Source organism: Gordonia sp. X0973 (assembly GCF_013348785.1).
Taxonomy (GTDB): domain Bacteria; phylum Actinomycetota; class Actinomycetes; order Mycobacteriales; family Mycobacteriaceae; genus Gordonia.
Genome location: NZ_CP054691.1, coordinates 59085 through 83262, shown reverse-complemented (window position 1 = coordinate 83262; position 24178 = coordinate 59085). Strand labels below are relative to the sequence as shown.

Here is a 24178-nt window from a genome sequence, read left to right as displayed (position 1 = left end):
GGTGTGACTCATTTCACCCCGGAACGAAAGGGGGAGATGGTGACCACCATGCAGCGCGCGGACCTGACCGGAGCCGAGACGCCCAACTACAACGTCTCCTCGTCCTGTCTGTGGACCTTCGCGACACTCATCCCCCTCGCCATCCTCCTGGTGATCCTCGCGTTCTGAGCCCGAGACCGAGTCCGACCCCCCATCGCTGTGACGTGTCAGACAGCCGGGGGATACGGTGGATAGGTCCGGTGAGAAACAAACATCTGCAATGCGAAGGGAAGAATCGTGGCTGAATACACCCTGCCCGATCTCGATTACGACTACGGCGCCCTGGAGCCCCACATCTCGGGTCGAATCATGGAGCTGCACCACGACAAGCACCATGCCACCTATGTGAAGGGCGCCAACACCGCGCTGGAGAAGCTCGCCGCCGCGCGCGAGGACGGCACCATCGCCGACAAGGTGTACGGCCTCTCGGCCAACCTGTCCTTCCACCTCGGCGGCCACACCAACCACTCGATCTTCTGGAAGAACCTCTCCCCCAACGGGGGCGACAAGCCGACCGGTGACCTCGCCGACGCGATCGCCAACGACTTCGGCAGCTTCGACAAGTTCCAGGCGCACTTCACCGCCGCCGCCACGACCCTGCAGGGTTCGGGGTGGGCGATCCTGGGCTACGACACCATCGGCAAGCGCCTGGTGATCCAGCAGCTCACCGATCAGAGCGGCAACACCTCCGCCGCCCTGATCCCGGTCGTCATGCTCGACATGTGGGAGCACGCCTTCTACCTCGACTACCAGAACGTCAAGCCCGACTACGTCAAGGCGTGGTGGAACGTCGTGAACTGGGCCGACGCTGCCGAGCGCTTCGATCGCGCCGTCAAGCAGGGCTCGGGACTGGTCGTCCCCGCCTGATCCGCGGTACTCCTCGACGCTCCCCGTGCCCTGTGGCGCGGGGAGCGTTTCACATCGCGCCCCGGATGAGGAACGACCCGGCGATCGCGGCGGCGACGAAGACCCCCATCACCACCAGCGCGATCACGTCGATGCGGCCGGGCTTCGCGTCGTCGACCGTGAGCCGCCCGGTGCCGCCCCGGGCGGTGATCGCCTCGCCCAGCTCCGCCGACCGGCGCAGTGCCGACGAGAGGGCCGCGACGACCATGTCGAGGATGGTCAACTGCGACGACGGGTGGCGGACCTTCATCGGCGAATGGGGTCGCAGCCGGTGGACCGCGCGCAGGGTGAGCAGTTCGTCGACCATCAGGGGGAGCGACCGCAGGCAGAGCGCGATGACCACCGCCCACTCGTCGACGGGCAGTCTGAGCCAGCGCAGCGGACGCATCAGCGTCGCGATCGCCGGCGCCAGCTGGGCCGCCGGCGTCGTCCACACGACGAGTACCGACGCGGCGATCACCAGCAGGCCGAGCACGACGCTGCGCGCCGTCGTCAGCCCGCCGTTCACCCCGGCAACCGAGGCGGAGAGTGCGACGCTCGCTCCGGCCAGCGCCCACAGCCACCACGGCGGCTTGGGCACGGCACCCAGCGGGATCCCGGCCAGCAGCGCCACCCCGACGACGACCAGGGCGACGACGGCCAGCGCCGGCCACGACGGGAGCACCCAGAGCAGCACGCCGATCAACCCGACCCCGATCAGCTTGGTCCCCGCCCAGAGGCGGTGGACCACCGAATCGCCGGGGATCTCGCGCAGCGGCAGGGCGTTCATGAGGCCACATCCTGCTGGTGGGCGGCGACGGGGGCATCGGTGAGCACGCCGTCGACCAATTCGACCTGACGGTCGCAGACGGTCGCGATCTCGTCGAGGTCGTGTGAGATCACGATCAACGTCAGGCCGGCGGCGCGCAGCCGCCCGAACAGGGCGACGACGTCGGCGCGGGCCTGCGGGTCGAGACCGGCCAACGGCTCGTCGGCGACGATGATCTCCGGATGCCCGGCGAGTGCGCCGGCGAGCACTCCGCGCCGCATCTGACCGCCGGAGAGTGCGTCGGTGCTGCGCGTGGCGAATTCGCGCGGCAGGCCGACCTCCTCGAGCAGGCGCGCCACCTCGGTGCTGCCGACGTCGACGCCGCCGGCGGCCTGGATGTCCTCGCCCAGGGTCGGGCGCTGCAGTTGCAGCCGCGCGTGCTGGAAAGTCAGTTTCACCTGGCCGACCTGCTTGTCGATCGGTTCCCCCTCGTACCGGGCGGTTCCCGACGTGGGCGAGGTCAGCCCGGCCAGGATCCAGGCGAGCGTCGACTTGCCCGACCCGTTGCCGCCGACGATGAGCAGCCCCTCGCCGCGGCCGACCCGGAGCGTGACGTCGCGCAAGGCGGTCACCTCCCACGGGGAGCCGGCCAGATATTTGTGCCCCACCCCGGACAGGTCGATCAGCGTCTCCCCGCCTGTCGGCGCGCGCACCCCGGCGACCTTCTCCGACGGAGCGACGTCGGGCTCCGGCGCCCCGAGCCACTGCGGCGGCTCGGGATCGACCCGGCCGTCGCGCAGGTGGATGACGCGGTCGGCGGCTGCCGCCTCGTCGGCACGATGGGTGATGAGGACGACGGCGAGCCCGCGCCGAGCGGGCAGCGTCGCGAGGACCTCGAGTAGTTCGGCGCGCCCCTGCGGGTCGACCATCGAGGTGACCTCGTCGGCGATGAGCAGTGCGGGGTCGCGGGCCAGTGCCGCAGCCAGGGCGAGGCGCTGCTGCTGACCGCCGGAGAGGTCCGCGGTGTCTCGATCGGCGAGGCCGGTGAGCCCGACCTCGGCGAGCAGCGCGTCCACGTCGACCTCGACGTCGGCGGGCAGCCCCCACACCACGTCGTCGGCGACCCGGGCGCCGAGCATCTGCGTCTCGGGCCGCTGCAGCACCATCGCGGTGCCACCGGGACGTCCCAGCCCCGGGTCGCCGGGTCGGCGGACCTCGCCGCTCGTCGGCGCGCGCCCCGCGAGGATTTTCGCGACGGTCGACTTGCCGGAGCCGTTGGCGCCGACGACGGCGACGAATTCACCGGGATCGACGCGCAGCGAGACGCCGTCCAGCGCCGGGACGGATGGCCGGCGAGCCGAATCCCACCCCGACCCGGATGCCCCGGGATAGACGAAGCCGACGGCGTCCAACTCGACGGGAAGCGGTCCGACCGGCGCCGGATCGGCGATGTCGCTGGTGCCGTCGTCGAGGGTGTCGGTGCTCGGGATCGCGCGGACGCGCTCGATGACCCCGCCGACCAGCCACCACGCGAGGTAGAGGGAGACGAGGGTGCCCAGGGCACCGGAGATCCACATCCACACCCACCAGTAGTCGATGCCCAGCTTGGTGAGCCAGCGCACCGCGTCGGCGAGTTGGTGCACGGCGGTCACGTTGTCGGGTCCACCGATCTTGCCGACCTGATCGGCCATCCCGTCGATGGCCTTGGCCATGCCGTTCGAGGTGTTCTTCAGCGACTCCAGGACCAGTCGGCGCAGCGGGGCGAGGACCAGCAGGACCAGCACCGAGAGGCCGCCCAGGATCGGGGCGACGATCAGCGCCGCCCCGGTGAACGCGGCCAGGCCGCTGCGGCGACGTTTCATCTCGCCGACGACCCCGCCGATCAGACCGGCGCCGACGACCCCGACCGCCGAGGACAGACCGGCGAGGGCGAAGGCGACGCCCGCCGCCGCGACGACGGTGGCGATCAGCGCGCGCGGTCGGGTGCGCTGGCTGATGAGCGCGAGCGGCACCGGCGCCAGCAGTGCCACCGACGTGAGGATCGGCAATACCTGGGCGATGACGACCGTCGCGACGGTCAGGCCGCCCAGCACAGCGGCCAGCGCGACCTCATGCGGGCGCAGCGGGCCGCGGATGGTGGCGGCAGCGGTTTTTTCCGACATCCCCTCCATTGTGCCCGGAGGTTTGTTAACGCCAGCTAAGGTTCTCGCCCGGCCCGTCGAGCCCAGGCTAGTTCGAAACCCAGCGCGCGCCGCGGGTCATCGTGATCGACACCTCGCGCAGCGGCTCCGCGTCGCCGATGATCGTCGACGCCCTGGCCGGCAGGACGTCGCGCACCTCGCCGGGTGCGTCGCCGTCGTCCCGGTAGCGGCGGCAGGCCGCGCTGATCAGCTTCGCCTGCCGTTCCGGGCTGCTCTGCTCGAAGTCGTGGGGCAACAGCGGGCTGATCTGGGTCAGGGCGTCGCGGATCTCCACGACACGGCGATTGAACCGCACCATCGCCGACGCTTTGAGGTCCTCGCCGTCGTGGCCGGGAAGCACGACGGCGGGTACCGCGCCGGTAACCGTCTCCCACAGCGGCTCGAGGTCGCGGTATTGGCGGCGCAGGGTCAGCCGCGCCCGGATCCAGCGGACCCGGGCGTGGAGCAACGGATAGGCGATGCCGGTCAGGAAGCCGAGCAGGCCGGACAGGGCCAGGGCGCGCGCGGCGGCGAGCAACGGATTCAGTTCGTGCCAACCGATGATCGCGCCGAGAATGAAGACGATCTGCACCAGGGAGGCCGTGGCCAGCGCCGCGAGGCCGCCGATCAGGAGTATCAGCGAGACGCGGAGGTATCCGGCGGCGGCCGGCATGAACTGCCGGATGCTGCCGATCGACGCGGAGAAGCCGTATGCCAGATAGGTGCTGGCGATGAGGAAGAAGGTCGCGAACGCCCAGTAGCGGGCGGAGTTGCCGGTGAGGTCGGTGTGGCGCAGGTTGTGCGGGATCTGCGTCATCGCGATCTGGAGCCCGGCCGCGGCGATGGTCAACGGAACCGCTTCGATCCCGGCTCGACGGGCCCGCCCGGATTCCGCCGGGGAGTAGTAGAAGACGACGACGAGCGCCCCGGCGCCGAGGGCCAGCATCGACCACAGGAGCACGCGGGAGAACCCGTCGAAGGTCCAGCCGTTGAGGCGTTGGGCCAGATTCGTGTTCGCCGAGACGAAGGCGAGGGTGAAGGCGACGACGCTGACGGTCATCGCCGTGGCCTGCAAACCGCCGCCGTCTCGTCGGATCTGGTCCATCCGCCAGCACACCGCGAAGGCGAAGACCGCCAGGGCGATGAGGTTCACCACGTCGGCGCGAAGGACGGATTCCACGGCTACATCCACCCGCCGTGGCCGCCGAGGAGGCGCTGGATACGTCGCAGCCCGATGTCGTCGGAGGTCGACCCGACCGCGCCGGCGGCGTCGGCGGCCCATCCGACGATGATCGAGGCCACCATCTCGGCCTCCCACTCGCGCTCGTCGTCATAGCAGGTGCGCGAGAGCGCTTCGCCTGTCTCGCCCTCGCCCGGCGCCACCAGCGCGGCCGCGTCCAGCTGGCCGAGCATCTGGTGTCCGGCGATCATGTGGCCGAACTCGTGGACGATGATCTGGTTGCGATGCATCGGCGAGGTGTTGGACTGGCAGAAGAAGTAGTCGCCGTCGCCCGCCGAAAGCCAGACGCCGTTGGGCATCCCGGTGGGCAGCGGATAGGAGATGACGTTGACGGGTCGGCCGCGGCGTTCGCCGTAGCGGCGGCACAGTTGCTCGGCGTCAAACGGCAGATCGAGGTCGAGTCCGCGCAGCTCTCGGCGACACAGTGCGCGCAGCGCGCGCTCGCTTCGCATACGTGGATTCCCCCGGCGGTTCAGCAATGGCGGGCAACGAAGACCGGGCCCGCGAAGGTCATTCTACTTCGCAGAAATGGCCGCAGCACGATCCGCGCACGCGATGTGACCAGATCGACTAGGCCTTGGCGCCGTTGATCTCCGGCGGGTCCTGGGGCAGTCCCTGCTGCTCCCGAAGCACCTTGATGAGCTCGTTGACGACGGTCACCTTGTCGCTGGACAGGCCGGCCAGCCGGAAGGCGGCGAGCTGGATGTCGGCGTCGGCCTGCATCCGCATCATGTCGATTTCCTCGCGGGTGCGCTGTGCGGCGCCGTCCTCGAGGAAGTAGTGGACGTCGACGCCGAACGCGGCGGCGATACCCTCGACGGTGCGGAACGACGGCGACTTGGCCTTACCCGAGCGGAGCTGGCTGAGGTACGACTCGCCGAGCCGGAAGCCACGCTCGGTCGACCGGGCTGCGATGGCCTTCGCGCTGTAGGCACGACCGTTCGGGCCGGGAACGGTGCGGAACAATTCCTCTAGGCGCCGAGCAAACAGACCGGGTTCGAGATCTGCTGCGCGGCTGTCCGCCTTGCCAGCCTCGCTGGACGTCATACGTGGTTCTCCTCGTTCGCATTTCGCTTGCCGTGGAATGAGTCCATCCTGAATCTTCTTCAGAATACCCCATTTGGGTGAATTTACGACCCACCATGGTTCAAGGTCGACAATGCAACAGATCAGTAGGGTAGGCGAAGCGCGGCCCAGCCGGAGGGAACCTGCTCGATTCGGAGTGTGGCCGGTTTCGGTGGATATACTCGCACCGGGTCCGCGATCGGCACGCGCGCGGGGTGGTTTCACGCCGCGCCGGACGGCCGGCCCAGACTCGACAATCTCAGCGAGATTGCCTGCATACCCGCTGGTGACGGCCATTTCGTTCTTCGGCCGCCAACAGTTCAACACCCAGAAAGCTCGATCGATGAAGTCCATGCGAAACCTCCGCCGTCCCCCGGTGACGGTGCGCACGGCCGCCGCGTTCGCGGCGGCGGGTGTGATGAGCTTCACGTTTGCCTTCCTCGTGACGCCCGCCGATTCCTCGGCGACGCCGATGCCGGTTGATTTCGGTTCGACGCCCGGCGGGTCCGATTTCGGAGCGGGCGGAACGGGCACGGGCACGCCCGGGGGTGGACCCGGAAGCAACTGGAACCCCGGTGGGGCCGGCGGGAACAACTCGGGTGGCACCGGCGGCAACAACACCGGTGGGACCACTTCTGGCGGCACCGGCTCGGGGGCGAGCACCGACTCGGGTGGGACCGGCACCGGCACTGGCGGCACGGGCACGGGCACTGGCGGCACGGGCACTGGGACTGGCACTGGCGGAAGCGGCACTGGCTCGGACCCGGGTGGGACCGACCCGACGCTACCGGGTGGGCCGGGTACTCCCACCGTTCCCGGGGCCGGCAGCGGCGCCAACTCCGGCGCGAGCATCGGCGGCGCCCCTCCGATGGCCGGTACCCCGCCGGTGGACCTTCCCCCGACCCGGTACGGCGACCACTACACGCCCGATCAATACTCGCCACCGGCGCCAGCCGCGCCCGCACCTCCCGCTGCCCCGGCACCTGCCGCTCCGGCACCGGCGGCTCCCGCACCGGCGGCACCCGCACCCGGCACACCCTCAGGCGGCGCCCCGCCGCCCCTGGCGGCCCCGGTGCCCCGGCTGCCCCTGGTGGCCCGGGATCTGGAGCGCCCGGCACGGCACCGGCACCCAACCGGCCCGCACCGGCACCCACCGCCCCCGCGGTGGCACCGGATCCAGGCAAGCCGACCGCCGTCGCCGCACCTCTCGGTGACTTCGGCACGGTCGCCGAGGGTTACGGACCGGCCGCGATGCTGGGCCTGGCGACGCTCGCGCTGCTCGGCAGCGGACGCTTCCTCGACGCACTGCACGCCATCCGCCGCTGACAGGACCTCCGACGCACCCGAACGGGGATCAGGAACGGGGCAGTGCGGCGAGGTAGCGCCGCGCGAACCAGGCCTGCAGAAGCCGGGTCACCGGTCCTCCCATGCGGGCGTACCAGGCGGCGGGCCGCGAGAACGCGGACACGAGGCCGTAGACACCGTCGTCGGCCGGGTCGTACTCGACGGCGAACAGTTCCTCGCCGGATTCGGGGTGACCGGGAAGAGTGCCGTAGGCGAACCCCCGGCGGTCGGGCTCGTCGAGGACGTAGACGACCCGACAGGGTGCGGTGATCCCGAGCGGCCCGACGCCGAGCCGGATGGACAACTCGGTGCCCTCATGCGCGGTCGACGTCGACGCGGCACGGAAGATCCCGATGTCCTTCTGCATGCCGAAGGTGAGAACGTGCTCGGCGGCGCGCTCGAAGAGCGGCCGGCCGGAGCCGATCCGGCGGCGGTGGGTGAAGGCGTGGTATCCGCTCGGCGGGGTGGTCAGCGTGGCGCCGACGCCCGCATAGGTGAACGACGCGCGCGACGGGTTCCCGTCGTCTTCGGACCCGCGCAGCGCCGCGATCTCCCGCGCGATGTTCTCCCGGGCCGGCGCCTCCCAGCGTTCACGCGCCTGCGGCGACATGAAGATGTGCTCACGCCCCAAGAACTCGGTCAGCAGTTCGGCCCGCTTCCGCCGGAACACGCGACCGGGCACACGGCGGAACTCCTCTCGGACGTTTGCCGCGTATTCGTCATAGCGTTCCGGGGCCGATCCGAGAACCGCGAAGTCGGCGTCGGACAGGGCGATGCCGTTGGCGTCGTCGGCAGCGGGATCGTGCGCGGTGGTCAGTTCGACGAGTCGTGCGATCTCGTCACGATCAGGGTCGTCGACGAGGAGCCGGCGCGCCAGGTCCGCGGAGTCCTGCTCGTTGGAGGAGCTGAGCGGTTTGTAGACCGCGTCGTGGAACCAGGCGGCCAACACGACCGGGCGCTGGGCAAAGGCCAACCCTTCGTCCCGAAGGATCTCCAGAGCCTCGAGAACCTCGTCGAGGTGCCGCTGATCGTGATGTCGACGGTGCGGCTCATTCCACCGCTGGGTCAGATCGGCTGCGATGGCCTCTGGGATCTCGACGTCCATGGATGGATGCTAGGCAGTTCACGCCGGTTGCCGCGCGAAGTGTCTGGAACCTCACCCGAGAACGTCGGTGTCTGAAACCGCACACCCACTGGACCGGGTGCCCAGGTCTCGATACGACCCAGGCTCTCGACGGGATTTGGAGTGCCCAGGTCTCGATACAACCGCTCCTTCGTCGCGGTCACTCGACCCAGCGCTCGGCCGGGTTGAGGTGCCCAGTCGGCGGGGTTGACGTGCCCACTCGACGGGGTTGGGGTGCCCACTCGGCGCTCGGCGGGGTCGTTAGGCCAGCAGCTCCCGCATTGTCGGGAGGCGTTTGACGTCTTCGCCGTCCATCCATTCGCGCAGGATCTTGGTGGCCCAGACGTCGTCCTCGTTGTACTGGAGCAACCGGGTGCGCTGAGTCTCGTCCGGGGTCGATCCATCCAGCCCGACGGCCAGCGCGTACCAGTCCATCGAGGCCGCACCCCCGGCCTCCTCGTCGCGCCAATGGAATCCGGCGACCGGCGCCACCCGCTTGAGCCCCTTGCCCGACGGGCAGTAGAAGTTCGCCGACACCGCCGCGTACACGTCGACCCACTGCGGTGACGCGATGAACGCCTCGACCTCGGCCCGCGACGGCACTCCGGGGAGTCCGGCGAAGCGATCGGCGGAGCCGCGCAACCATCGGTTCTCGGCGTGCTCCGAATAGCAGTACGCCGCGAAGGTCTTCCCCGCCGCCTCGGCCTCCGCCCGCTCTGCGGAGAGCCACGCCCAGAACGCCGCGAAGGATTCCGCCTCGGCTGTCGTCGGCAGCGGACGCCACGTCACGAACGGCCGGTAGACCACCGGTCGCGACGGATCTGTGCGGTCGGTGAGCAGCGTGCCCCACAGGTAGGCGCCGTCCTCGCCGTAGCTCTCCATGTCCACGTCGACCTCGACGTCGGCCCGCGCGACCGGGGTCTTCTCCGACCGCCGGACCATCTCGACCCCGGTCCGGTGACAGCGCGCCGCGGCCACCGAATCCGGGAAGGAGCCGACCCGCCACAGCGGCGGCGGATCATCCGGATCGGCGGCGGCGAGCCGGGCTATCGTGGCAATCCCGTTGTCCCGCAACGCATCGGCGACCATCCCGTTGACGACGAGGCTCACGTCGTCGCGCCGGACGAGGTCCGCCTCGCAGCGCGGCCACCACGGACAGTCGCGGCATTCCGCGATCCGGCTCGGCTCGGTCGACACCCGCTGGTCGACGACCGCCAGCCGTTGCGCGGTCAGCTCCGCGAAGTCCGCCCGCATCGACCCCAGGTCGATCACCGCGATGCAGTCGGCATCCATCCCGATCACGCCGGCGCGCCACTGGCCCGGCCCCCGCTCACCCGACAGCCCGGCCGCCACCAGTAGCTCGGTGAGGTGTTGCAGTCGCTGTTGATCGCGCCTGTTGGGCCGCAGCGAACGCGTCGGATCGGGCATCGGCAGCCACGCCCACAGCGGACTCGTCACGATGGTGCGCGGCGCCTCGCCCTCGCCGGCCGACGCGCCGAGCGGCTTGGTCACCCGGTGGTTCACGACGATCACCGGGATGTATCCGCTGCCGTCGTGGACGAGCAGTTCGGCATGACCCCGCCGCCGGCCGACGAGGTCGTCGGGCAGGGTCGCGTTCCATATCCATCCGACGCCTCGTGCGGCGGCGGCCAGCGTCTGCTCGATTCGCCGATCGCGCGGTCCCTCGTCGACGGCCACGAAGACCGACGAGGTCTGATCGCTGTGGATGGACCGCAGCAGCTCGCGCACCCGCGCCCGGTGCAACACCGCGGCTTCTTTGCGGCGCGCCACCTCGGGGGAATCGTCCACGTCGACGCCGAGTTCGCGGGCCGCGGGCGAGTTGTCGAGGGAAAGGCGGTGGGCACAGCCGGAGAGGTCACGAGCACTCAGCAGCACTCCCGTCGGCGGGCGGAGAGAATCACCGGGAGACCGGACCACCGTGCTCACCCCCACCCCCTTCGGTTCACTCCCCCCGTCGTGCGGGATTGTGCTTCTCAACGTAACCGATGGGTCTGACGCATTCGGCAACGCCGGAGCAAAGCGAGCGGTCCGCGCTCACCGCCGCGACCGCAGACAGGCCCACGGCCGATGACCTAGGGTTGGGCGCATGGGATTGTTCTCCTCCGACGAGCAGAAGCCGAGCCGCCGCGAGCGCCGCGCCGCGAAGAAGGCCGAGAAGAAGGCCGCCAAGCAGCGGGCCAAGTTCGAAGCCAAATACGACGCGAAGGAGCGCCGCGCCGAACTCAAGCGCACCGAGAAGGACGGCAAACGGGCACAGCGCAAGGACGTCCGACGCGCCGACCGCGCGCACAAGCGCGAGTTGCGCACCGACGAGCGCAAGGCCAAGCACGCGTCGCGGGCGGCGATCGCCGGCGCCAAGGCCGAGACGGCGAAGATCGAGGCCGCCGCCAAGAAGAAGCGCCTGACCCCGAAGAATGCGCGCCGCTTCGTCTCGGTCGCCCGCGTCGCCGCCCCGATCCTCGGGCCGGTGCTGTACCGCGGCGCCGTCGTCGCCCGCGAGAAGGTCAACGACCTTCAGGCGTCGCGCGCCGGCGTGGCACCGGAGACCCTGCGCCAATTCACCGGCCGGGGCGCACCGCTGGCCGCCCGCATCGCCACCACGCAACAGTCGTTGCGCAGCCTGACGCTGACCGACACGAGCGCCGACGCCGCGGCCTTCGCGTCGACGATGGACACGCGGTTGGCCAATCTGTCGGTCGCCGTCGACGCCGCCGAGTCCATGTCGCCGTCGGCGCGCAAGAACGCCCACCGGTCGATCGACAACGAGCTGGGCGCCATCGATGCCGACATCCTCGCGCGCCTGGGCGTCGCCGGCGGATAGCCCGCCCGATTCGTATGACGCCGACCGAGCTATTCGAATCGCAGCGTCCCCGACTGACCCGGTTGGCCGGTCGGATGCTCGACGATCCCGTCGAAGCGCAGGACGTCGTGCAGCAGGCCTGGCTGCGGCTCGCCGGGACCGACCAGCAGATCGACGACTTGCCCGCCTGGCTCACGACGGTCACCACCCGCCTGTGCCTCGACCGCCTCAAGGCCCGCGTGCCGGTCGCACACGAACCCGATGACCACGAGGCGACACCGGAGCCCGGCCCGGCCGACGAGGCCCTGCTCGGCGTCGCCGTCGGTGAAGCCCTCGGCATCGTGCTGGACCGCCTGACCCCCACCGAACGGGTCGCGTTCGTCATGCACGACTCCTTCGGCTTCGAGTTCCCGATCATCGCCGAAGCCCTCGAAGTGACCCCGGCGGCCGCGCGCAAACTGGCCTCCCGGGCGCGCGCCAAGGTCGGCTCGCCGTCGGCCGAAACATCGCTGGCCGACGCGGAGGTCATCGACGCCTTTATGACGGCGGCGCGCGGCGGCGAATTCGACCGGCTGATCGCATTGCTCGCGCCCACCGCGAAGGTCCGGGCCGACGACGCGGCCATCACCACCGGCACGCCGGCACGGATCGACGGCAGCCGGGCCATCGCCGAATTCTTCAACGGCTCCGCCCATGCGGCGCTCCCGGCGATCCTCGACGGCCGCCCGGTCTTCGCGTGGTTCAACCGGGGCAAGCCGATGGTCGTCTTCGATTTCGAGGTCGCCGACGGGGTGGTGCAGACCATCACCTTCCGGGCCGACGCGGAGCTTCTCCCGACCGTCGTCCGGCGGTAGCGACACGAGCGCTGTCACACTTGCGCGCACCGAATCGTCAATAGGGGTAGAGGCGGGAAGAGGCCCGCCGACCCCGATCAAGGAGACTGACGATGAAGACCATGACCTGCCAGCAGCTCGGCGGCCCCTGCGACCTCGCCCACCACGGCGAGACCGCCGACGACGTGATCAAGGCGCAGGACCAGCACCTCAAAGACGCCGAGAAGGCCGGTGACGCCAGCCATCAGGAGGCCCGCGACGCGATGAAGGCCCGCTGGCGCCGGCCGAAGAAGTCGATGGACTGGTACCGCGACACCAAGGCCGCGTTCGCTCAGCTGCCGGAGGACTGACGGTTCCAGAGCTGGTGGACCAGGCCGCTCTCGGTGCTGATCGATTCGATGCTGAACCGGTCCTCGAGTCCGGCCAGATCGTCCCAGAGGCGGACACCGGTGCCCAGGGTGACCGGGACGGTCGCCAGGTGCAGGAAGTCGACGAGGTCGTCGGCGAGGAATTGCCGCACCGACGACGGGCCGCCGCCGAGCCGGATGTCGAGTCCGCCGGCGGCGGCCTTCGCCTGTTCCAGCACCTCGCGCGCGGAGCCGTTCACGAAGTGGAAGACGGTGCCGTTCGCGAACTCGATGGGCTCGCGCTCGTAGTGCGTCATGATGAAGACCGGGGTGCGGAAGGGCGGTTCGTCCTCCCACCAGCCCTGCCAGCCGTCGTCGGGCCACTCCCCGGTCTGCGGGCCGAACTTCTTGCGGCCCATGATCTCCGCGCCGATCCCCTGGCCCCACATGCTGAACAGCGCGCGGTCCACGGTCACCGGCTCGTCGACGTTGTGCACGCCGCCGATCACCCGGCCGTCGAACCGGCCGAACAACGCGCGGGCGCCGCCGATCGGCTCGTCGAAGGTGACGTGATCTCCGGCGGCGAAGCCGTCGAGCGAGATGAAGAGGTTGTGTACCCGCACTTTGGACATGGGCTGCCTATCGCCGTTCGATCGACTGGTCGGTTAGGGAACGAGGATGCCGCTGTACGAGGTGCACTGCTTGCCGTCGGGGGCGAGGCGGCACAGCCGGAACTGTTTGCCGACGTAGCCGGGCAGTCGGGTCCACTGACCCCAGACCGGCCCCTGCCCCCGATGCACGATCGCCAGCCGCTTCCACGGCGTGCCGACCCTCGTCACGGCGCGCGTGTCGGCCTTCTTGCGGTATTTGACGCTGCGCTGCTCCAGGACGACGGCGCTCTTCCCGTTGTCGTGGGTGAGCACATAGCCGCCGTTGTCCGACGAGAACACGGTGGCCACCCACGCGGTGCCGTACCAGTCGGCGAGGTGCATCTGGGCCGCCGGATGCGGCGCGGGCAACCCGGGGATCGTCGGGGCCGCCGACACGGGTGCGGCGAGCGCGCCCGCCGCCACCGTCGACGCGGCGAAGGCCAGGGCGACGGCGCGCGGTCCGCCGAGGCGGTGCACTGATTCCATGATCGGTTCTCCTACCGGCCGGGAAGGTACTTGAGGGCCTCCATGGCCTTCGGGGTCAGCTTAAGGAACACATTCTGCGGCACGCCGCGCATTCCGTCGATTCCGATGAACCGCTGCTCGGCGACGGTCTGCGGTTCGGTGTACTTCAGCAGGCCCTCTTCGCCGTGGCGGCGGCCGACGCCGGAGATGCCCATGCCGCCCATCGGCGCGGCCGTCGAGCCCCACGCCGCGGCGTAGCCCTCGTTGATGTTCACGGTGCCGGCGCGCAGCTGGTCGGCGATCGCGTTGGCCTCGCCGCTGCTGCCGGCGAACACGCTGGCGTTCAGTCCGTATTCGGTGTCGTTGGCGAGCTTGATCGCCTCGTCGACGGAATCGACCGGGTAGATCGCGACGAGGGGTCCGAAGGTCTCGCTCTTGTGGCAGATCGCGGCGTCGGTGACGTCGGCGAGCACCGTCGGCTCGAAGAAGAAGGGGCCGAGGTCTTCGCGTCGCTTGCCGCCGGCCAGCACCTTCGCCCCGTTCTTCACGGCGTCGTCGAGATGCGCCTGCACGGTCTGCACCTGCGCCGCGGAGGCCAGCGACCCCATGTCGACGGAGAAGTCGTAGGCCGCGCCGAGCTTCATCTCGCCGACGAAGGCGGCGAACTTCTTGCTGAACTCGTCGGCGATCGACTTCTCGACGTAGATGCGCTCGATCGAGATGCACAGCTGCCCGGAGTTCGAGTAGCACGCGCGCGCAGCACCGGGGACGGCCTGGTCGAGGTCGGCACCGGCGGTGATGATGAGCGGGTTCTTGCCGCCCAGTTCGGCGGAGAATCCGATGAGTCGCTTACCCGCCTGCGCGGCCAGCTCCGAGCCGGTCTGCGACGAGCCGGTGAACATGACGTAGTCGGTCTGCGCGACGATCTCCTGGCCGACGACGCTGCCGGGGCCGGGGACCACGGCGAACAGCTCGCGCGGCAGCCCGGCCTCGTACAGCAGCTCGGCCGCCGAGAGGGCGCAGTACGGCGTCTGGCTGTCCGGCTTGATGACGACGGCGTTGCCGGCGAGCAGCGCGGCGACAGCGTCGGAGACGGCCAGCGTCAGCGGGTAGTTCCACGGCGAGATGACGCCGACGACACCCTTCGGCTGGTAGCGCACGCGCACGCTGGTGGCACCGGGGATCATGCCCTTGACCTTGTGCTCGGCCAGCGCCGAGGGCCCGCTGGCCGCGTAGTGGCGGGCGGTCAGCGCGACGTCGAGGACTTCCTCCTGCGCGTATTGGCGGGCCTTGCCGGATTCGGCCTGGACCATGTCCATGAGGGCGTCGGCGTCACGGTGCACGAGACGGGCGAACTCGAACAGGACCGCGGCGCGCTCCTTCGGCGTGCGCTTGGCCCACCCCTCCTGCGCGACGCGGGCCGCGGCGACGGCGTCCTGCAGATCTTTCGCGGTGCCGACGGGGATCTGCGCGATCTCGTCGCCGCTGAACGCCTCGAGGATCGCGCGGGTCTTGCGCTTGGCCTTCGGGTCGATGGCGACGAGGGTGTTGAGCCGCTCGAAGACGGCGGAGGACGGTACTGGCATTGCGGATCTCCTAGCGGTGCGGGCGGACGGCCCGGGGGCGATGGCGGATCTGGTTCAGGAACCGGGGGTGACGACGACGATGCCGTCGGCGTCGGAATAGACGAGGTCGCCGGGGTGGAAGGTGACGCCGCCGAAGCTGACCGGCACGTCGCGCTCCCCGGCACCGGTCTTGGCGGATTTGCGGGGATTAGTGCCCAGCGCCTTGACGCCGATCTCCATCCCGTCGATGGTGGCGGCGTCGCGCACGGCGCCGTTGAGGACGAGCCCGACCCAGCCGTGGCTACGGGCGCGCTCGGCGATGAGGTCGCCGACCAGGGCGGTGTGCAGCGACGCGTCGCCGTCGACGACGAGGACGCCACCCGGATTGTCCTCGCCGAGGACCTCCTTGAGCAGGGCGTTGTCCTGGAAGCAGCGGACCGTCGTGACGCGCCCGACGAAGGTCTCGTGCTTGCCGAAGCGGCGGAACTGCGTGTCGCAACTGCGCACGTCGTCGCCGATTTCGTCGACGAGGTCGGCGGTGGCCACAAAGTCGGGGATGCTCATGTAGTGAATCCTAACCAGTGGCCCCCACCACTGTGCTACCGCCGGGTAACCCGGTTCGCCCGAGCACTGCGGCCTATTGCTGCGGCTTCGTCAGCGGGAACGGCAGTGACTCGCGGATGGACTTGCCCGTGATGAGCATGACGATGCGGTCGACGCCGATCCCCAGCCCGCCGGTGGGGGCCATCGCGTACTCGAGCGCCTGCAGGAAATCCTCGTCGAGTTCCATCGCCTCGGGGTCGCCGCCCGCCGCCAGCATCGACTGTTCGGTGAGCCGGCGGCGCTGCTCGACGGGGTCGGTCAGCTCGGTGTAAGCCGTCCCCAGTTCCACTCCCCACGCGACCAGGTCCCACCGCTCGGACAACCCGGCGATCTCCCGGTGCGGTCGGGTCAGCGGCGAGGTGGCGCTGGGGAAGTCGAAGTAGAAGACCGGCGTGGTGGTGCGCGCCTCGCCGAAGTGCTCGTACAGTTCGGCGACGATCTGCCCGGCATCCCACATCGGCCGGAGGGCGACGCGGTGCCGCGCGGCGATGTCGCGCAACGCGTCGGCGCCCGTCTCCGGGGTGATCGGCTCGCCCACGGCGCGCGACACCACGTCGTACACGGATTCGCGCGCCCAGTCGCCGGAGATGTCGACGCGCTCGGTGCCGCCCTGGCCGTCGGGTCGCAGTACCACCGGTTCGCCGTGGACGGCAGTCGCGGCCGCCTGGATCATGTCGCGGGTCAGATCGGCCATGTCGCGGTAGTCCCAGTGCGCCGCGTAGGCCTCGAGGCTGGTGAACTCCGGGTTGTGACTGAAGTCGACGCCCTCGTTGCGGAAGTTCCGGCCGATCTCGAAGACCCGGTCGACGCCGCCGACGCAGAGCCGCTTCAGATACAGCTCGGGGGCGATCCGCAGGTAGAGGTCGAGGTTGTAGGCGTTGATGTGCGTGCGGAACGGGGTGGCGTTCGCGCCGCCGTGTACGCGCTGCAGGATCGGCGTCTCCACCTCGAGGAAGCCGCGCTCGGCCAGGAAGGACCGCATCGTCGCGATGATCGTCGACCGCGCGACGAGGAGGTCTCGGGCCGAGGCGTTGACCGCGAGATCGAGGTAGCGCTGGCGGACCTTGGCCTCCGGATCGGTCAGGCCGCTCCACTTGTCGGGCAACGGGTGCAGGCACTTGCCGAGCATCTGCCACGACGAGGCCAGCACCGACCGCTCCCCCTTCTTCGAATGCCCGGTCGTGCCGACGACCCACACGAGGTCGCCCAGATCGACGGCGCGCGCGAAATCCGGGGTCGAGGGGTCGAGCGACTTCTCGTCGAGCAGGATCTGGCAGTGCCCCGACCAGTCGCGCAGATCGGCGAAGACGACGCCGCCGAAGTCCCGCAGCCCGGTGACCCGGCCGGCGACCGAGACCGGGGTCCCCTCCGGCACCCCGTTCGCCTCGGCGATGGTGTGGCTGGGTCGGCCCAACGGCCCCGCGGCCGGGTAGGGATCGATCCCCGCTGCCCGCAACGCGTCGAGCTTGCTCATCCGGACCCGCACCTGCTCCGGCCGACGCGCGGCGGGCGGCGGTGCGGCCGCCTCGACGGCGAGCTGGTCGGTCAGCGCGACGACGTCGACGCCCGCGGGCACCGCCGGCGTGCCGTCGCGACGCGGCTTGGCGCGCCCGGTGAACTTGGGCAGGGAGATGAATCCCTCGGTGACGATGGCCGCCGTGCCGACGCGCGGCACCACGCGGGCGTCCTCGAAGGCCAGGTAGCGCGGGACCCACTCCGGCCGGTACTTGGCGTTGGACTTGTAGAGCGATTCCATCTGGACGTATTTCGACGCGAAGGTGAGCACCGCGTGCATCGCGCGCACGACCGGACCGGCACCGAGTTGGTTGCCCTGCTCGAAGAACTCCCGGAACGCCGCGAAGTTGAGCGATACCTCGGTCAGGCCGAATTCCTCCGCGCTGCGCATCAACTCGGTGACCATCAGCTCGACGATGCCGTTGACCGACGTGCGGTCGCGCCGCATGAGGTCGAGCGACGCCCCCGTCGTACCCCACGGCACGAAGGAGAGCATGCCGACCGCGCGCGCGTCGGGAGTGCCCTCCCCCATCAACGCCTCGACGAGCAGGCAGTCGCCGTCCTGCGGATCGCCGAGCCGGCCCAGCGCCATGGCGAAGCCGCGTTCCTCGTCCGTGTCGCGCCACTCGTCGGCCAGCGCGATGATCCCGGCCATCTCCGCGGCGGGGATGTCGCGGTGCCGTCGGATACGGACGGTCAGCCCGAGTCGTTTGGTGCGCGCGACGGCGTGGCGCACGTTGCGCATCTCCGGGCCGTTGAGGGTGAACGACCGCGGGTGCAGAATCGCCTCGTCGCCGATGTCGAGCAGTCGGAAACCGGCGTCGACGTAGGCAGCGGCCCCGCGCTCGCTGACGCCGATCGCGGCCGGGTGCCAGCCATAGCGCTCGCACTGGTCGCCGAACTCCGCGATCACCGCGGGCCACGACGCCGGGTCGCCGATCGGATCGCCGCCGGCCATGCCGACCGACACCTCCACGCGGTAGGTGATCGCGGCCCGGCCGTCGGGCGAGAAGACCACCGCCTTGTCGCGGCGGGTGGAGAAGTAAGCCAGCGAGTCGTCGGCGTTGAAGGTCGTGATCAACGCCCGGATCAGCTTCTCGTCGGGCTCGGTCATCAAGCCGCTGAGGCGCTGCGAACGGAACAGCACCAGCGCCGCCGCGACCAGGGCGAGGGCGCCGAAGAGGCCGAGCAGTCCGTTGATCGGGCTGGCGGCGTGATGGCCGTTGAAGTTGTTCGAGTCCACGGCGGCGAAGGCGACGACGCGGTTCGCCGCATAGGGCAGCCGCTCCCCGCGCGCCAACGATCCGGGAAACAGCTCCAGTAGGCCCCAGCCGAGCAGCGTCCCGACCGCCAACCCGCCGACCATCGTCGCCAGGGCGGTGAACACCGCGCCGCGGCGCACCCGCGTGTAGAACTGGGCGCGCGTCGCGACCAGGAAGATCAGCGCGACGATGTCGATGGCGAGGCCGATACCGGCGCAGACCCGGTCGGCGCGGGTGACCTCCTCGTCGACCCAGCGCGGCGCGGCGACCAGGAGCGCGATGTTCGTCCCGATGTAGGTCAGCAGGTAGAGGACCGAGATCCACCACGCCACCCGCTTGCGGTTGCCGAGTGCGATCGCCACCAGCGCCAGCACGAAGGCCCACGCGAAGCTGGTGTCCGGCATGGTGATGACGTAACGGTCGATGAAGTCGCGCGGCACATGCAGGAGGTGGCGGAAGCCGGGCGAGAGCGAGGAGACCAACGAGAGTGCGGCGAGCGTTCCGACGATGATCGACGCCACACGCGGCGCGTCGGCCCCGAAGCCGGACGGTGCGAGGCGGCGGCGCACCCGGCTCGTCGTCGAACCCTGCTCTGCGGTGAGAGACCGGGAGGTCGGCATGGTCGCGGTCACCCGTCCACGGTAGTACCGCGCACCGACGGATCAATCCGATGGCACCGAATCAGCGGTCCACGAGGGGGACTTAGACTGGCGAAATGGACGAAGTCCCCATTGATACCGACTCGATCCGCCTCGGGCAGTTCCTGAAACTCGCGAATCTGATCGATTCCGGGTCCGATGCGAAAGCCGTGATCGGCGACGGGCTGGTCCGCGTGAACGGGGATGTCGAGACGCGCCGGGGCCGCCAGCTGGTCGACGGCGACGTCGTGGAGTTCACCCAGCACAGCGCGATCGTCCGCGCCCCGCGCCCCTGACCCTCCCGCCGACTGGGCACCCCAAGCACACCGAGTGGGCAGCCCCTACTCAGCGGACCCGACCGCGCAACCACTCGACGATCTGCGGCGCAGTCTCCGGGCGACGAGGTACCTGTGCATGTCCGCCCGCGTGCAGGGCGAGGGTGACCGGCACACCCCGCTCCCGATAGTGCTGGGCGAGCTCGGCGACCAACGGCGCCGGTGCCACGGCATCGGTCAGCCCCGCGTCGAAGCGCACCGCGACCCCCGGTGGCAGACGCAGGTGCGCGACGTCGTTGCGCCCGGCGATGGCGGACAGTCGCGCCAGGGCGGCCCCGCCGCGCAGACCGAGCAGTTCGGCCGGGGCGAGCGCGCCGAACAGCGACGGCGACGCCAGGTCGCGGTAGCAGACACGCTCGACGGCGGGCATCAACTTATTGGCCCGCGCACTCAACCCGCCGTCGGCGATCAATCGACCGAAGTCCGGGTCCACCGTCGTCGCCCCGGAGACCAGCAGCGCGGCCAGGCCGACGAGTTCACCGGTGGTGCGCCCGGCGGCCACCGGGACCTTCGCGACGCCGGTGACGATGTCGGCCATCCGCGTCGGCGGTGTCACCCCCACGACCGCGCGAACCCGCAGGTCCCCCCAGTTGGCACGCGGGGCCGCGGCGGCGAACAGTGCGGCGACGGCTCCTTCGGAGTGCCCCGCGAGCACGACCTCACGCCCGATGCGGGGCTCCGCCGCCACCACGGCCCGGGCCGCGCCGATCACCGAGCGCGCCAACGACGACCCGATCAGATAGGGATGGGGTCCTGGACTGCCGATCCCCTCGTAGTCCGGTCGGACCACGGCGTACCCGTCGCGCAGCAACGCCGCCACGATCCCGTCGCCCGACGTCATGTCGGCCAGCGCGGTGCTGCCGCGCTTGGCCGTCGACGGCGCGCACTTGTCCGCGCCGCCGGTGGTCATGTGGTTCCACACGGCGAGCGGCCACCCACCGGCGGGCGGTCGGCGACGCGGCAGCAGCAACGATCCGGTGAGGGTGACGGGTTCGCCGCGCACCGTCGTCGAGCGGTAGCGGATCAGATACGCCGCCCCGGACGCCGGCAGTGCGACGAGCGGATTGTGCGTCGGCGTCAACTCCGCCGCACCCGCCGTCGCGCCCGCCGTCGAATCCGGTTGCGCGACAACCGGTCCGGTGCCGGCGAGGGAGAGGAGCGGGGCGGCCACGGCCAGCGCCGCGGCGGCGCATACCGCGCGCAGCGGCCTCATGGCTGCAACCCGATCGCGGCACTGGGCGTCGAGTCGAGGCGATCCAGCACGTCGATGAAGAACCGGGCCACCGGCACCAGCTGCGTGCGGTCGACCTTGTCGACGGTGTCGGCGTCGTCGTACATGTAGAGCGGACCTGCGATGAAGCTGACGATCGGCACCCCGGCCAACAACACGAAGGAGGCATCGGTCGGGATCCCCACCTTGGCGAGGCGGAACGGGGTGGCGTTGAGCATCGTCGTCGCCCGCACATTGCGTCGGGACAGCGCCGTCGCGACCTGGGCCTTGAGCGGCAGGCTGACGTTCTCGAACAATCCCTTGGGCTCCGGCAGCGAGGTCGTGACCAGTCGCCCGGAGCTGGTCTTGCGCGCATATTTGCCGACGTGTTCGATCGTCGTGTTGGCGACGATCCGCCAGGGTGTCGCCCGTCTGGTGAGGTATTTGTCGACGAAGGCCTGATGTGCCTGATACCCGGTGAAGTGGGTGTCGAAGGTGATGAACATCAGCGTCTTCTCACGCTTGCGGACCCGCGCCTCCCGGCCGTAGTGATCGGCCAGGGCGATCACCTCCGAGGTCCCCGTCGCATCCTCCACCGCCCCCGGTCCGATCGAGTCGTGATGCGACTGGACCATGACGGTGTCGCGGCTGCGCCCCTCCAGGATGCCGATCACCGTGCGCGCGGTGACCGCACGGCGAGCGACGGTGAGATCGATCCGCGCGCGGTGCCCGTTCCCGGCCAGCAGATGCCGCAGCCGCGCCCCGTCGGCACGGGTGACCCACATGCCCGGGATGGTCATGGCGACCTTGCGGTACAGCTCGTTGTGGTAGCGGTTCGAGTTGAAGTAGTCGCGCAGCACGCCGACGAAGCCGACCGCGCCGGCCCGCTGGATCGCGCGGACGGTGGACTCCAACGACGTCAGGTACGGGTTCGCGGTCAGCATGAGTTCGGCGTCGAAGCGCGTCCCGTCGGGGTCGTTGATGTACTCGGCCAGCGGCAGCAATCCGGCCGTCGGCAGGTAGAAGGCGAGGTCGAACAGGACGATCTTGCCGCGCACGTCCCGTCCGTCGACCTTGCCGGAGCCGATGTCGACGACGGGCGCGTCGAGCCCACCCGGCCCGGTGCTGTTGACGCCGGCACCGCGCGGCACGAAGGAGTGGGAGACCGGGAAGGCGTCGACCCGCTGCCCGCCGACGGAGAGCCGGTGATCGTTCGCGGTCCAGTCGTAGGAGGTGGTCTGCTCGGTGTAGACGCGGTCCAGGCCGGCCGCACGGAACCGGTTCTGCACGTAGTCGGCGGCTCGGCGCCCGCCCGGCGATCCGGTCGCGCGCGGCGCCATCCCGACGAGGTCGGTGACCGTCGACATGATCGCCGGCGACGACAACGGTGCCGCATGGGCGCTGGGCGCGACCCCGGCCAACCCGCCTGCCAGCAGCGCCCCCACCACACCGACGACGACCGCCGCTGCCGACCGTCCCCTGGTCCGATTCACGTCGCACACCTCTTTGCTCATCCTCAGCACTCCGACAAGGTAACGTACGGGAGCGTACTTTACTATCGAATCCGCGAGGAGGACGCATGTCCGAACCCTCAGACGCGATCGCGACGATCACCGACGGCGCCTTCTTCACCGTCCCGCGACGATTACCGCGCGGCCCGCACGGACTCAGCCGCGAGGAGGTCCGGGCGATCCAGGCCGAGCGGCTGATGATCGCCTACACCGAGCTGGTCGCGGCCCGTGGCGTCCACGCCGTCGGCGTCGGCGACGTGGTCGGCCGCAGCGGAATGTCGCGCTCGGCCTTCTACGACTGCTACGGCGACCTGGCGGCCTGCGCGGACGCGGCCTACCAACGCTTCATCGAAGTCCTCGTCACCGAGATGACCGCACGGCTCGCCGCCGCCGACGTCAGCACCGACCTGCCTGTCGTCCTCGGCGCCTACCTCGGCGCGCTGCAGCGCGACCTGGTCGTCGCGCGGGCGTTCCAACTCGAATTCGACGCCGCGGGACCGGTTGCCCGGGAGCGCAGGCGCACCGCGCTGACCGCCATCGCGACGGTGCTGCGCGCCGAACACCTCAAACTCGCCGCCGACGACGATTCACTCGACCCCGACCTGGGCCTCGAAGTCTTCCTCGGCGCCGTCTACGCGGTACGACAACTCGCCTCGGACCGCCTCGACACCGACGATCCCGACCTGCTCGGCCTCGAACCGAAGCTCTCCGGGTGGCTGACCCGCAGCCTTCGCCGGTAGGACACGAGACTGCCCGGCTGCATTGCTACATCAGGATGTTGTTCTGCGCGACGATCGGCTCGGGGAGGTCCTTCTCGTCGAGCATCTCGCGCATGTCGATCTCGATCATCCGGCTGATCTGGGTGATCGGCACGTCGTTCGCGCTCCCCTCAAACGGGTTCACCGCAGCCTCGCCAACCGAGTCCAGCGTGTGAAACACCCCGCAGACCAGGCTCGACACGAGAATGTTGAACCACACCGTCCGGCCGTCCATCACGGTGCCGTCCCCCAGGCTGGCCAACGGCCCGAGGAGCGCAAACGGGGTGAGCGCAACGAAGACGAACATCAGATAGGAAGCGATCGAAGCGAAGTTGCGCGGGTATGGGAAGTTCTTGATCCGCTCGGCCATCCCCTGATCGTCGACCAGCTTGGTGATGCCCTCTTGCAGGTCCTTCCACTGCCAGTCGTCAATCACGCCGTCGCGGCGCAACTGGGCGATCGTCTCCGACTGCATCGCGATCAGCTGACTCGCGCGATTGGACTTTCCCCGCACGTAGCGGAACTCGTCCTCGGATAGGTAAGCGGCAAGCTCCTCGTCGAGGGCGGCATTCCACTCCGGAACGTCGTAGGCCGCGGCCCGGTACTTGCGGATGACCTTGCGGTGCTGGTTCTCCCACTCCTTGGGCACCCGGAGTTGGAACCGCAGCGCCGTCAACCACGCGAAATGCCGGTTGAAGACGGTGTCCACCAACTCGCGGTCGGCGTCGATGACCGCGTCACGAAAGGTGAACGCAAAGCTGCGGCTGTCGTTGACGACGGAGCCATAAATCCGCCGTGCCTCCCAGAGCCGGTCGTAGCTGGCGTTGTTCTTGAAACCGACGATGAATGCGACCGCGGTACCGAGAATCCCGACCGGTTCCCACGGGATCGCCAGGAAGGTCCAGCCGAACACCGCGTAGAGCACCGTCGCGATCGTCACCAAGGTGACGATCGCGAGGGTTCCGTTACGCCGCCACGCGAGGAATTCGAGCGGCGGATACTTCCTGCCGACGTGCATCG

The 24178-nt window shown here is 69.9% G+C and carries 23 protein-coding genes; 8 read left to right on the top strand and 15 right to left on the bottom strand.

What is annotated here, in order from left to right; translation table 11 throughout:
- Positions 1-39 precede the first annotated feature (39 nt).
- The gene (locus tag HUN08_RS18270) at positions 40-168 is read left to right on the top strand and encodes a hypothetical protein (RefSeq protein WP_301546812.1); all 129 of its coding nucleotides are present in this window, start codon (positions 40-42) and stop codon (positions 166-168) included.
- 108 nt (positions 169-276) lie between these two features.
- A complete protein-coding gene (locus tag HUN08_RS00380) occupies positions 277-906 on the top strand; it encodes a superoxide dismutase (protein WP_124246070.1) in 630 nt (209 codons plus the stop codon).
- 49 nt (positions 907-955) lie between these two features.
- Here the strand turns inward: HUN08_RS00380 and HUN08_RS00375 are convergent, their stop codons facing one another.
- From HUN08_RS00375 to HUN08_RS00355, 5 genes are all read right to left on the bottom strand, one after another.
- Positions 956-1714, bottom strand: coding sequence for an energy-coupling factor transporter transmembrane protein EcfT (locus tag HUN08_RS00375; RefSeq protein ID WP_124246071.1), 759 nt, complete (start codon positions 1712-1714; stop codon positions 956-958).
- On the bottom strand, positions 1711-3855 hold the full coding sequence (locus HUN08_RS00370; RefSeq protein WP_165353371.1) for an ABC transporter ATP-binding protein: 2145 nt from the start codon (positions 3853-3855) through the stop codon (positions 1711-1713). The genes HUN08_RS00375 and HUN08_RS00370 overlap by 4 nt, the downstream gene beginning before the upstream one ends.
- Positions 3856-3922: 67 nt before the next feature.
- Positions 3923-5053 (bottom strand): MAB_1171c family putative transporter, encoded by a 1131-nt coding sequence (locus HUN08_RS00365; protein ID WP_124246073.1) that lies wholly within the window; start codon positions 5051-5053, stop codon positions 3923-3925.
- A gap of 2 nt (positions 5054-5055) precedes the next feature.
- On the bottom strand, positions 5056-5565 hold the full coding sequence (locus HUN08_RS00360; protein WP_124246074.1) for a hypothetical protein: 510 nt from the start codon (positions 5563-5565) through the stop codon (positions 5056-5058).
- Positions 5566-5683: 118 nt separating this feature from the next.
- Positions 5684-6160 (bottom strand): XRE family transcriptional regulator, encoded by a 477-nt coding sequence (locus tag HUN08_RS00355; protein ID WP_124246075.1) that lies wholly within the window; start codon positions 6158-6160, stop codon positions 5684-5686.
- Between the two features lie 1182 nt (positions 6161-7342).
- Here HUN08_RS00355 and HUN08_RS00350 point away from each other — a divergent pair.
- Positions 7343-7504: a hypothetical protein gene (locus HUN08_RS00350; protein ID WP_165353372.1), complete on the top strand. Its 162-nt coding sequence runs from the start codon at positions 7343-7345 to the stop codon at positions 7502-7504.
- A gap of 28 nt (positions 7505-7532) precedes the next feature.
- On the opposite strand, the gene HUN08_RS18485 is transcribed toward HUN08_RS00350, so the two are convergent.
- A complete protein-coding gene (locus HUN08_RS18485; protein ID WP_367649926.1) occupies positions 7533-8627 on the bottom strand; it encodes a DUF1990 family protein in 1095 nt (364 codons plus the stop codon).
- A gap of 279 nt (positions 8628-8906) precedes the next feature.
- Positions 8907-10592: a TM0106 family RecB-like putative nuclease gene (locus HUN08_RS00340; protein ID WP_301546811.1), complete on the bottom strand. Its 1686-nt coding sequence runs from the start codon at positions 10590-10592 to the stop codon at positions 8907-8909.
- 160 nt (positions 10593-10752) lie between these two features.
- On the opposite strand from HUN08_RS00340, the gene HUN08_RS00335 reads away from it, so the two are divergent.
- The 3 genes from HUN08_RS00335 (at position 10753) to HUN08_RS00325 (ending at position 12649) form a co-directional block, all read left to right on the top strand.
- Positions 10753-11487: a DUF6474 family protein gene (locus HUN08_RS00335; RefSeq protein WP_124246076.1), complete on the top strand. Its 735-nt coding sequence runs from the start codon at positions 10753-10755 to the stop codon at positions 11485-11487.
- Between the two features lie 14 nt (positions 11488-11501).
- Complete coding sequence (locus HUN08_RS00330; protein WP_124246077.1) at positions 11502-12320, top strand: sigma-70 family RNA polymerase sigma factor; 819 nt, start codon at positions 11502-11504, stop codon at positions 12318-12320.
- A 92-nt stretch (positions 12321-12412) separates the two neighbouring features.
- On the top strand, positions 12413-12649 hold the full coding sequence (locus HUN08_RS00325; protein ID WP_124246078.1) for a hypothetical protein: 237 nt from the start codon (positions 12413-12415) through the stop codon (positions 12647-12649).
- Here the strand turns inward: HUN08_RS00325 and HUN08_RS00320 are convergent.
- The 5 genes from HUN08_RS00320 to lysX form a co-directional block, all read right to left on the bottom strand.
- Positions 12631-13278, bottom strand: coding sequence for a dihydrofolate reductase family protein (locus HUN08_RS00320; RefSeq protein WP_124246079.1), 648 nt, complete (start codon positions 13276-13278; stop codon positions 12631-12633). The genes HUN08_RS00325 and HUN08_RS00320 overlap by 19 nt on opposite strands.
- Before the next feature lie 33 nt (positions 13279-13311).
- Positions 13312-13782: a hypothetical protein gene (locus HUN08_RS00315; protein ID WP_124246080.1), complete on the bottom strand. Its 471-nt coding sequence runs from the start codon at positions 13780-13782 to the stop codon at positions 13312-13314.
- Positions 13783-13793: 11 nt separating this feature from the next.
- Positions 13794-15389, bottom strand: a complete 1596-nt coding sequence (locus tag HUN08_RS00310) for a succinic semialdehyde dehydrogenase (RefSeq protein WP_301547017.1) — start codon at positions 15387-15389, stop codon at positions 13794-13796.
- 12 nt (positions 15390-15401) lie between these two features.
- Positions 15402-15890 carry a ribonuclease E activity regulator RraA gene (gene rraA / locus HUN08_RS00305; protein WP_124246082.1) on the bottom strand — a complete coding sequence of 163 codons (489 nt, stop codon included), beginning with the start codon at positions 15888-15890 and terminating at the stop codon, positions 15402-15404.
- A gap of 73 nt (positions 15891-15963) precedes the next feature.
- Positions 15964-19326 (bottom strand): bifunctional lysylphosphatidylglycerol synthetase/lysine--tRNA ligase LysX, encoded by a 3363-nt coding sequence (lysX, locus tag HUN08_RS00300; protein ID WP_124246263.1) that lies wholly within the window; start codon positions 19324-19326, stop codon positions 15964-15966.
- Between the two features lie 95 nt (positions 19327-19421).
- Between lysX and HUN08_RS00295 the strand changes: the two genes are divergently transcribed.
- Complete coding sequence (locus tag HUN08_RS00295; RefSeq protein ID WP_124246083.1) at positions 19422-19640, top strand: RNA-binding S4 domain-containing protein; 219 nt, start codon at positions 19422-19424, stop codon at positions 19638-19640.
- 49 nt (positions 19641-19689) lie between these two features.
- Here the strand turns inward: HUN08_RS00295 and HUN08_RS00290 are convergent, their stop codons facing one another.
- Positions 19690-20892, bottom strand: coding sequence for a lipase family protein (locus HUN08_RS00290; RefSeq protein WP_124246084.1), 1203 nt, complete (start codon positions 20890-20892; stop codon positions 19690-19692).
- On the bottom strand, positions 20889-22403 hold the full coding sequence (locus tag HUN08_RS00285; RefSeq protein WP_124246085.1) for a M28 family peptidase: 1515 nt from the start codon (positions 22401-22403) through the stop codon (positions 20889-20891). Before HUN08_RS00285 ends, HUN08_RS00290 begins: the two co-directional genes overlap by 4 nt.
- Positions 22404-22468: 65 nt before the next feature.
- Between HUN08_RS00285 and HUN08_RS00280 the strand changes: the two genes are divergently transcribed.
- On the top strand, positions 22469-23140 hold the full coding sequence (locus HUN08_RS00280) for a TetR/AcrR family transcriptional regulator (RefSeq protein WP_124246086.1): 672 nt from the start codon (positions 22469-22471) through the stop codon (positions 23138-23140).
- A 25-nt stretch (positions 23141-23165) separates the two neighbouring features.
- Here the strand turns inward: HUN08_RS00280 and HUN08_RS00275 are convergent, their stop codons facing one another.
- The gene (locus HUN08_RS00275) at positions 23166-24176 is read right to left on the bottom strand and encodes a bestrophin family protein (protein ID WP_124246087.1); all 1011 of its coding nucleotides are present in this window, start codon (positions 24174-24176) and stop codon (positions 23166-23168) included.
- Between the last annotated feature and the right edge of the window lie 2 nt (positions 24177-24178).

Bases quoted from the DNA above. Each gene is read 5' to 3' on its own strand.
- HUN08_RS00375 (WP_124246071.1), bottom strand. From the start codon at position 1,714: ATGAACGCCCTGCCGCTGCGCGAGATCCCCGGCGATTCGGTGGTCCAC.
- HUN08_RS00370 (WP_165353371.1), bottom strand. From the start codon at position 3,855: ATGTCGGAAAAAACCGCTGCCGCCACCATCCGCGGCCCGCTGCGCCCG.
- HUN08_RS00360 (WP_124246074.1), bottom strand. From the start codon at position 5,565: ATGCGAAGCGAGCGCGCGCTGCGCGCACTGTGTCGCCGAGAGCTGCGC.
- HUN08_RS00355 (WP_124246075.1), bottom strand. From the start codon at position 6,160: ATGACGTCCAGCGAGGCTGGCAAGGCGGACAGCCGCGCAGCAGATCTC.
- HUN08_RS18485 (WP_367649926.1), bottom strand. From the start codon at position 8,627: ATGGACGTCGAGATCCCAGAGGCCATCGCAGCCGATCTGACCCAGCGG.
- HUN08_RS00335 (WP_124246076.1), top strand. From the start codon at position 10,753: ATGGGATTGTTCTCCTCCGACGAGCAGAAGCCGAGCCGCCGCGAGCGC.
- HUN08_RS00330 (WP_124246077.1), top strand. From the start codon at position 11,502: ATGACGCCGACCGAGCTATTCGAATCGCAGCGTCCCCGACTGACCCGG.
- HUN08_RS00325 (WP_124246078.1), top strand. From the start codon at position 12,413: ATGAAGACCATGACCTGCCAGCAGCTCGGCGGCCCCTGCGACCTCGCC.
- HUN08_RS00320 (WP_124246079.1), bottom strand. From the start codon at position 13,278: ATGTCCAAAGTGCGGGTACACAACCTCTTCATCTCGCTCGACGGCTTC.
- HUN08_RS00315 (WP_124246080.1), bottom strand. From the start codon at position 13,782: ATGGAATCAGTGCACCGCCTCGGCGGACCGCGCGCCGTCGCCCTGGCC.
- rraA (WP_124246082.1), bottom strand. From the start codon at position 15,890: ATGAGCATCCCCGACTTTGTGGCCACCGCCGACCTCGTCGACGAAATC.
- lysX (WP_124246263.1), bottom strand. From the start codon at position 19,326: ATGCCGACCTCCCGGTCTCTCACCGCAGAGCAGGGTTCGACGACGAGC.
- HUN08_RS00295 (WP_124246083.1), top strand. From the start codon at position 19,422: ATGGACGAAGTCCCCATTGATACCGACTCGATCCGCCTCGGGCAGTTC.
- HUN08_RS00290 (WP_124246084.1), bottom strand. From the start codon at position 20,892: ATGAGGCCGCTGCGCGCGGTATGCGCCGCCGCGGCGCTGGCCGTGGCC.
- HUN08_RS00285 (WP_124246085.1), bottom strand. From the start codon at position 22,403: ATGAGCAAAGAGGTGTGCGACGTGAATCGGACCAGGGGACGGTCGGCA.
- HUN08_RS00280 (WP_124246086.1), top strand. From the start codon at position 22,469: ATGTCCGAACCCTCAGACGCGATCGCGACGATCACCGACGGCGCCTTC.
- HUN08_RS00275 (WP_124246087.1), bottom strand. From the start codon at position 24,176: ATGCACGTCGGCAGGAAGTATCCGCCGCTCGAATTCCTCGCGTGGCGG.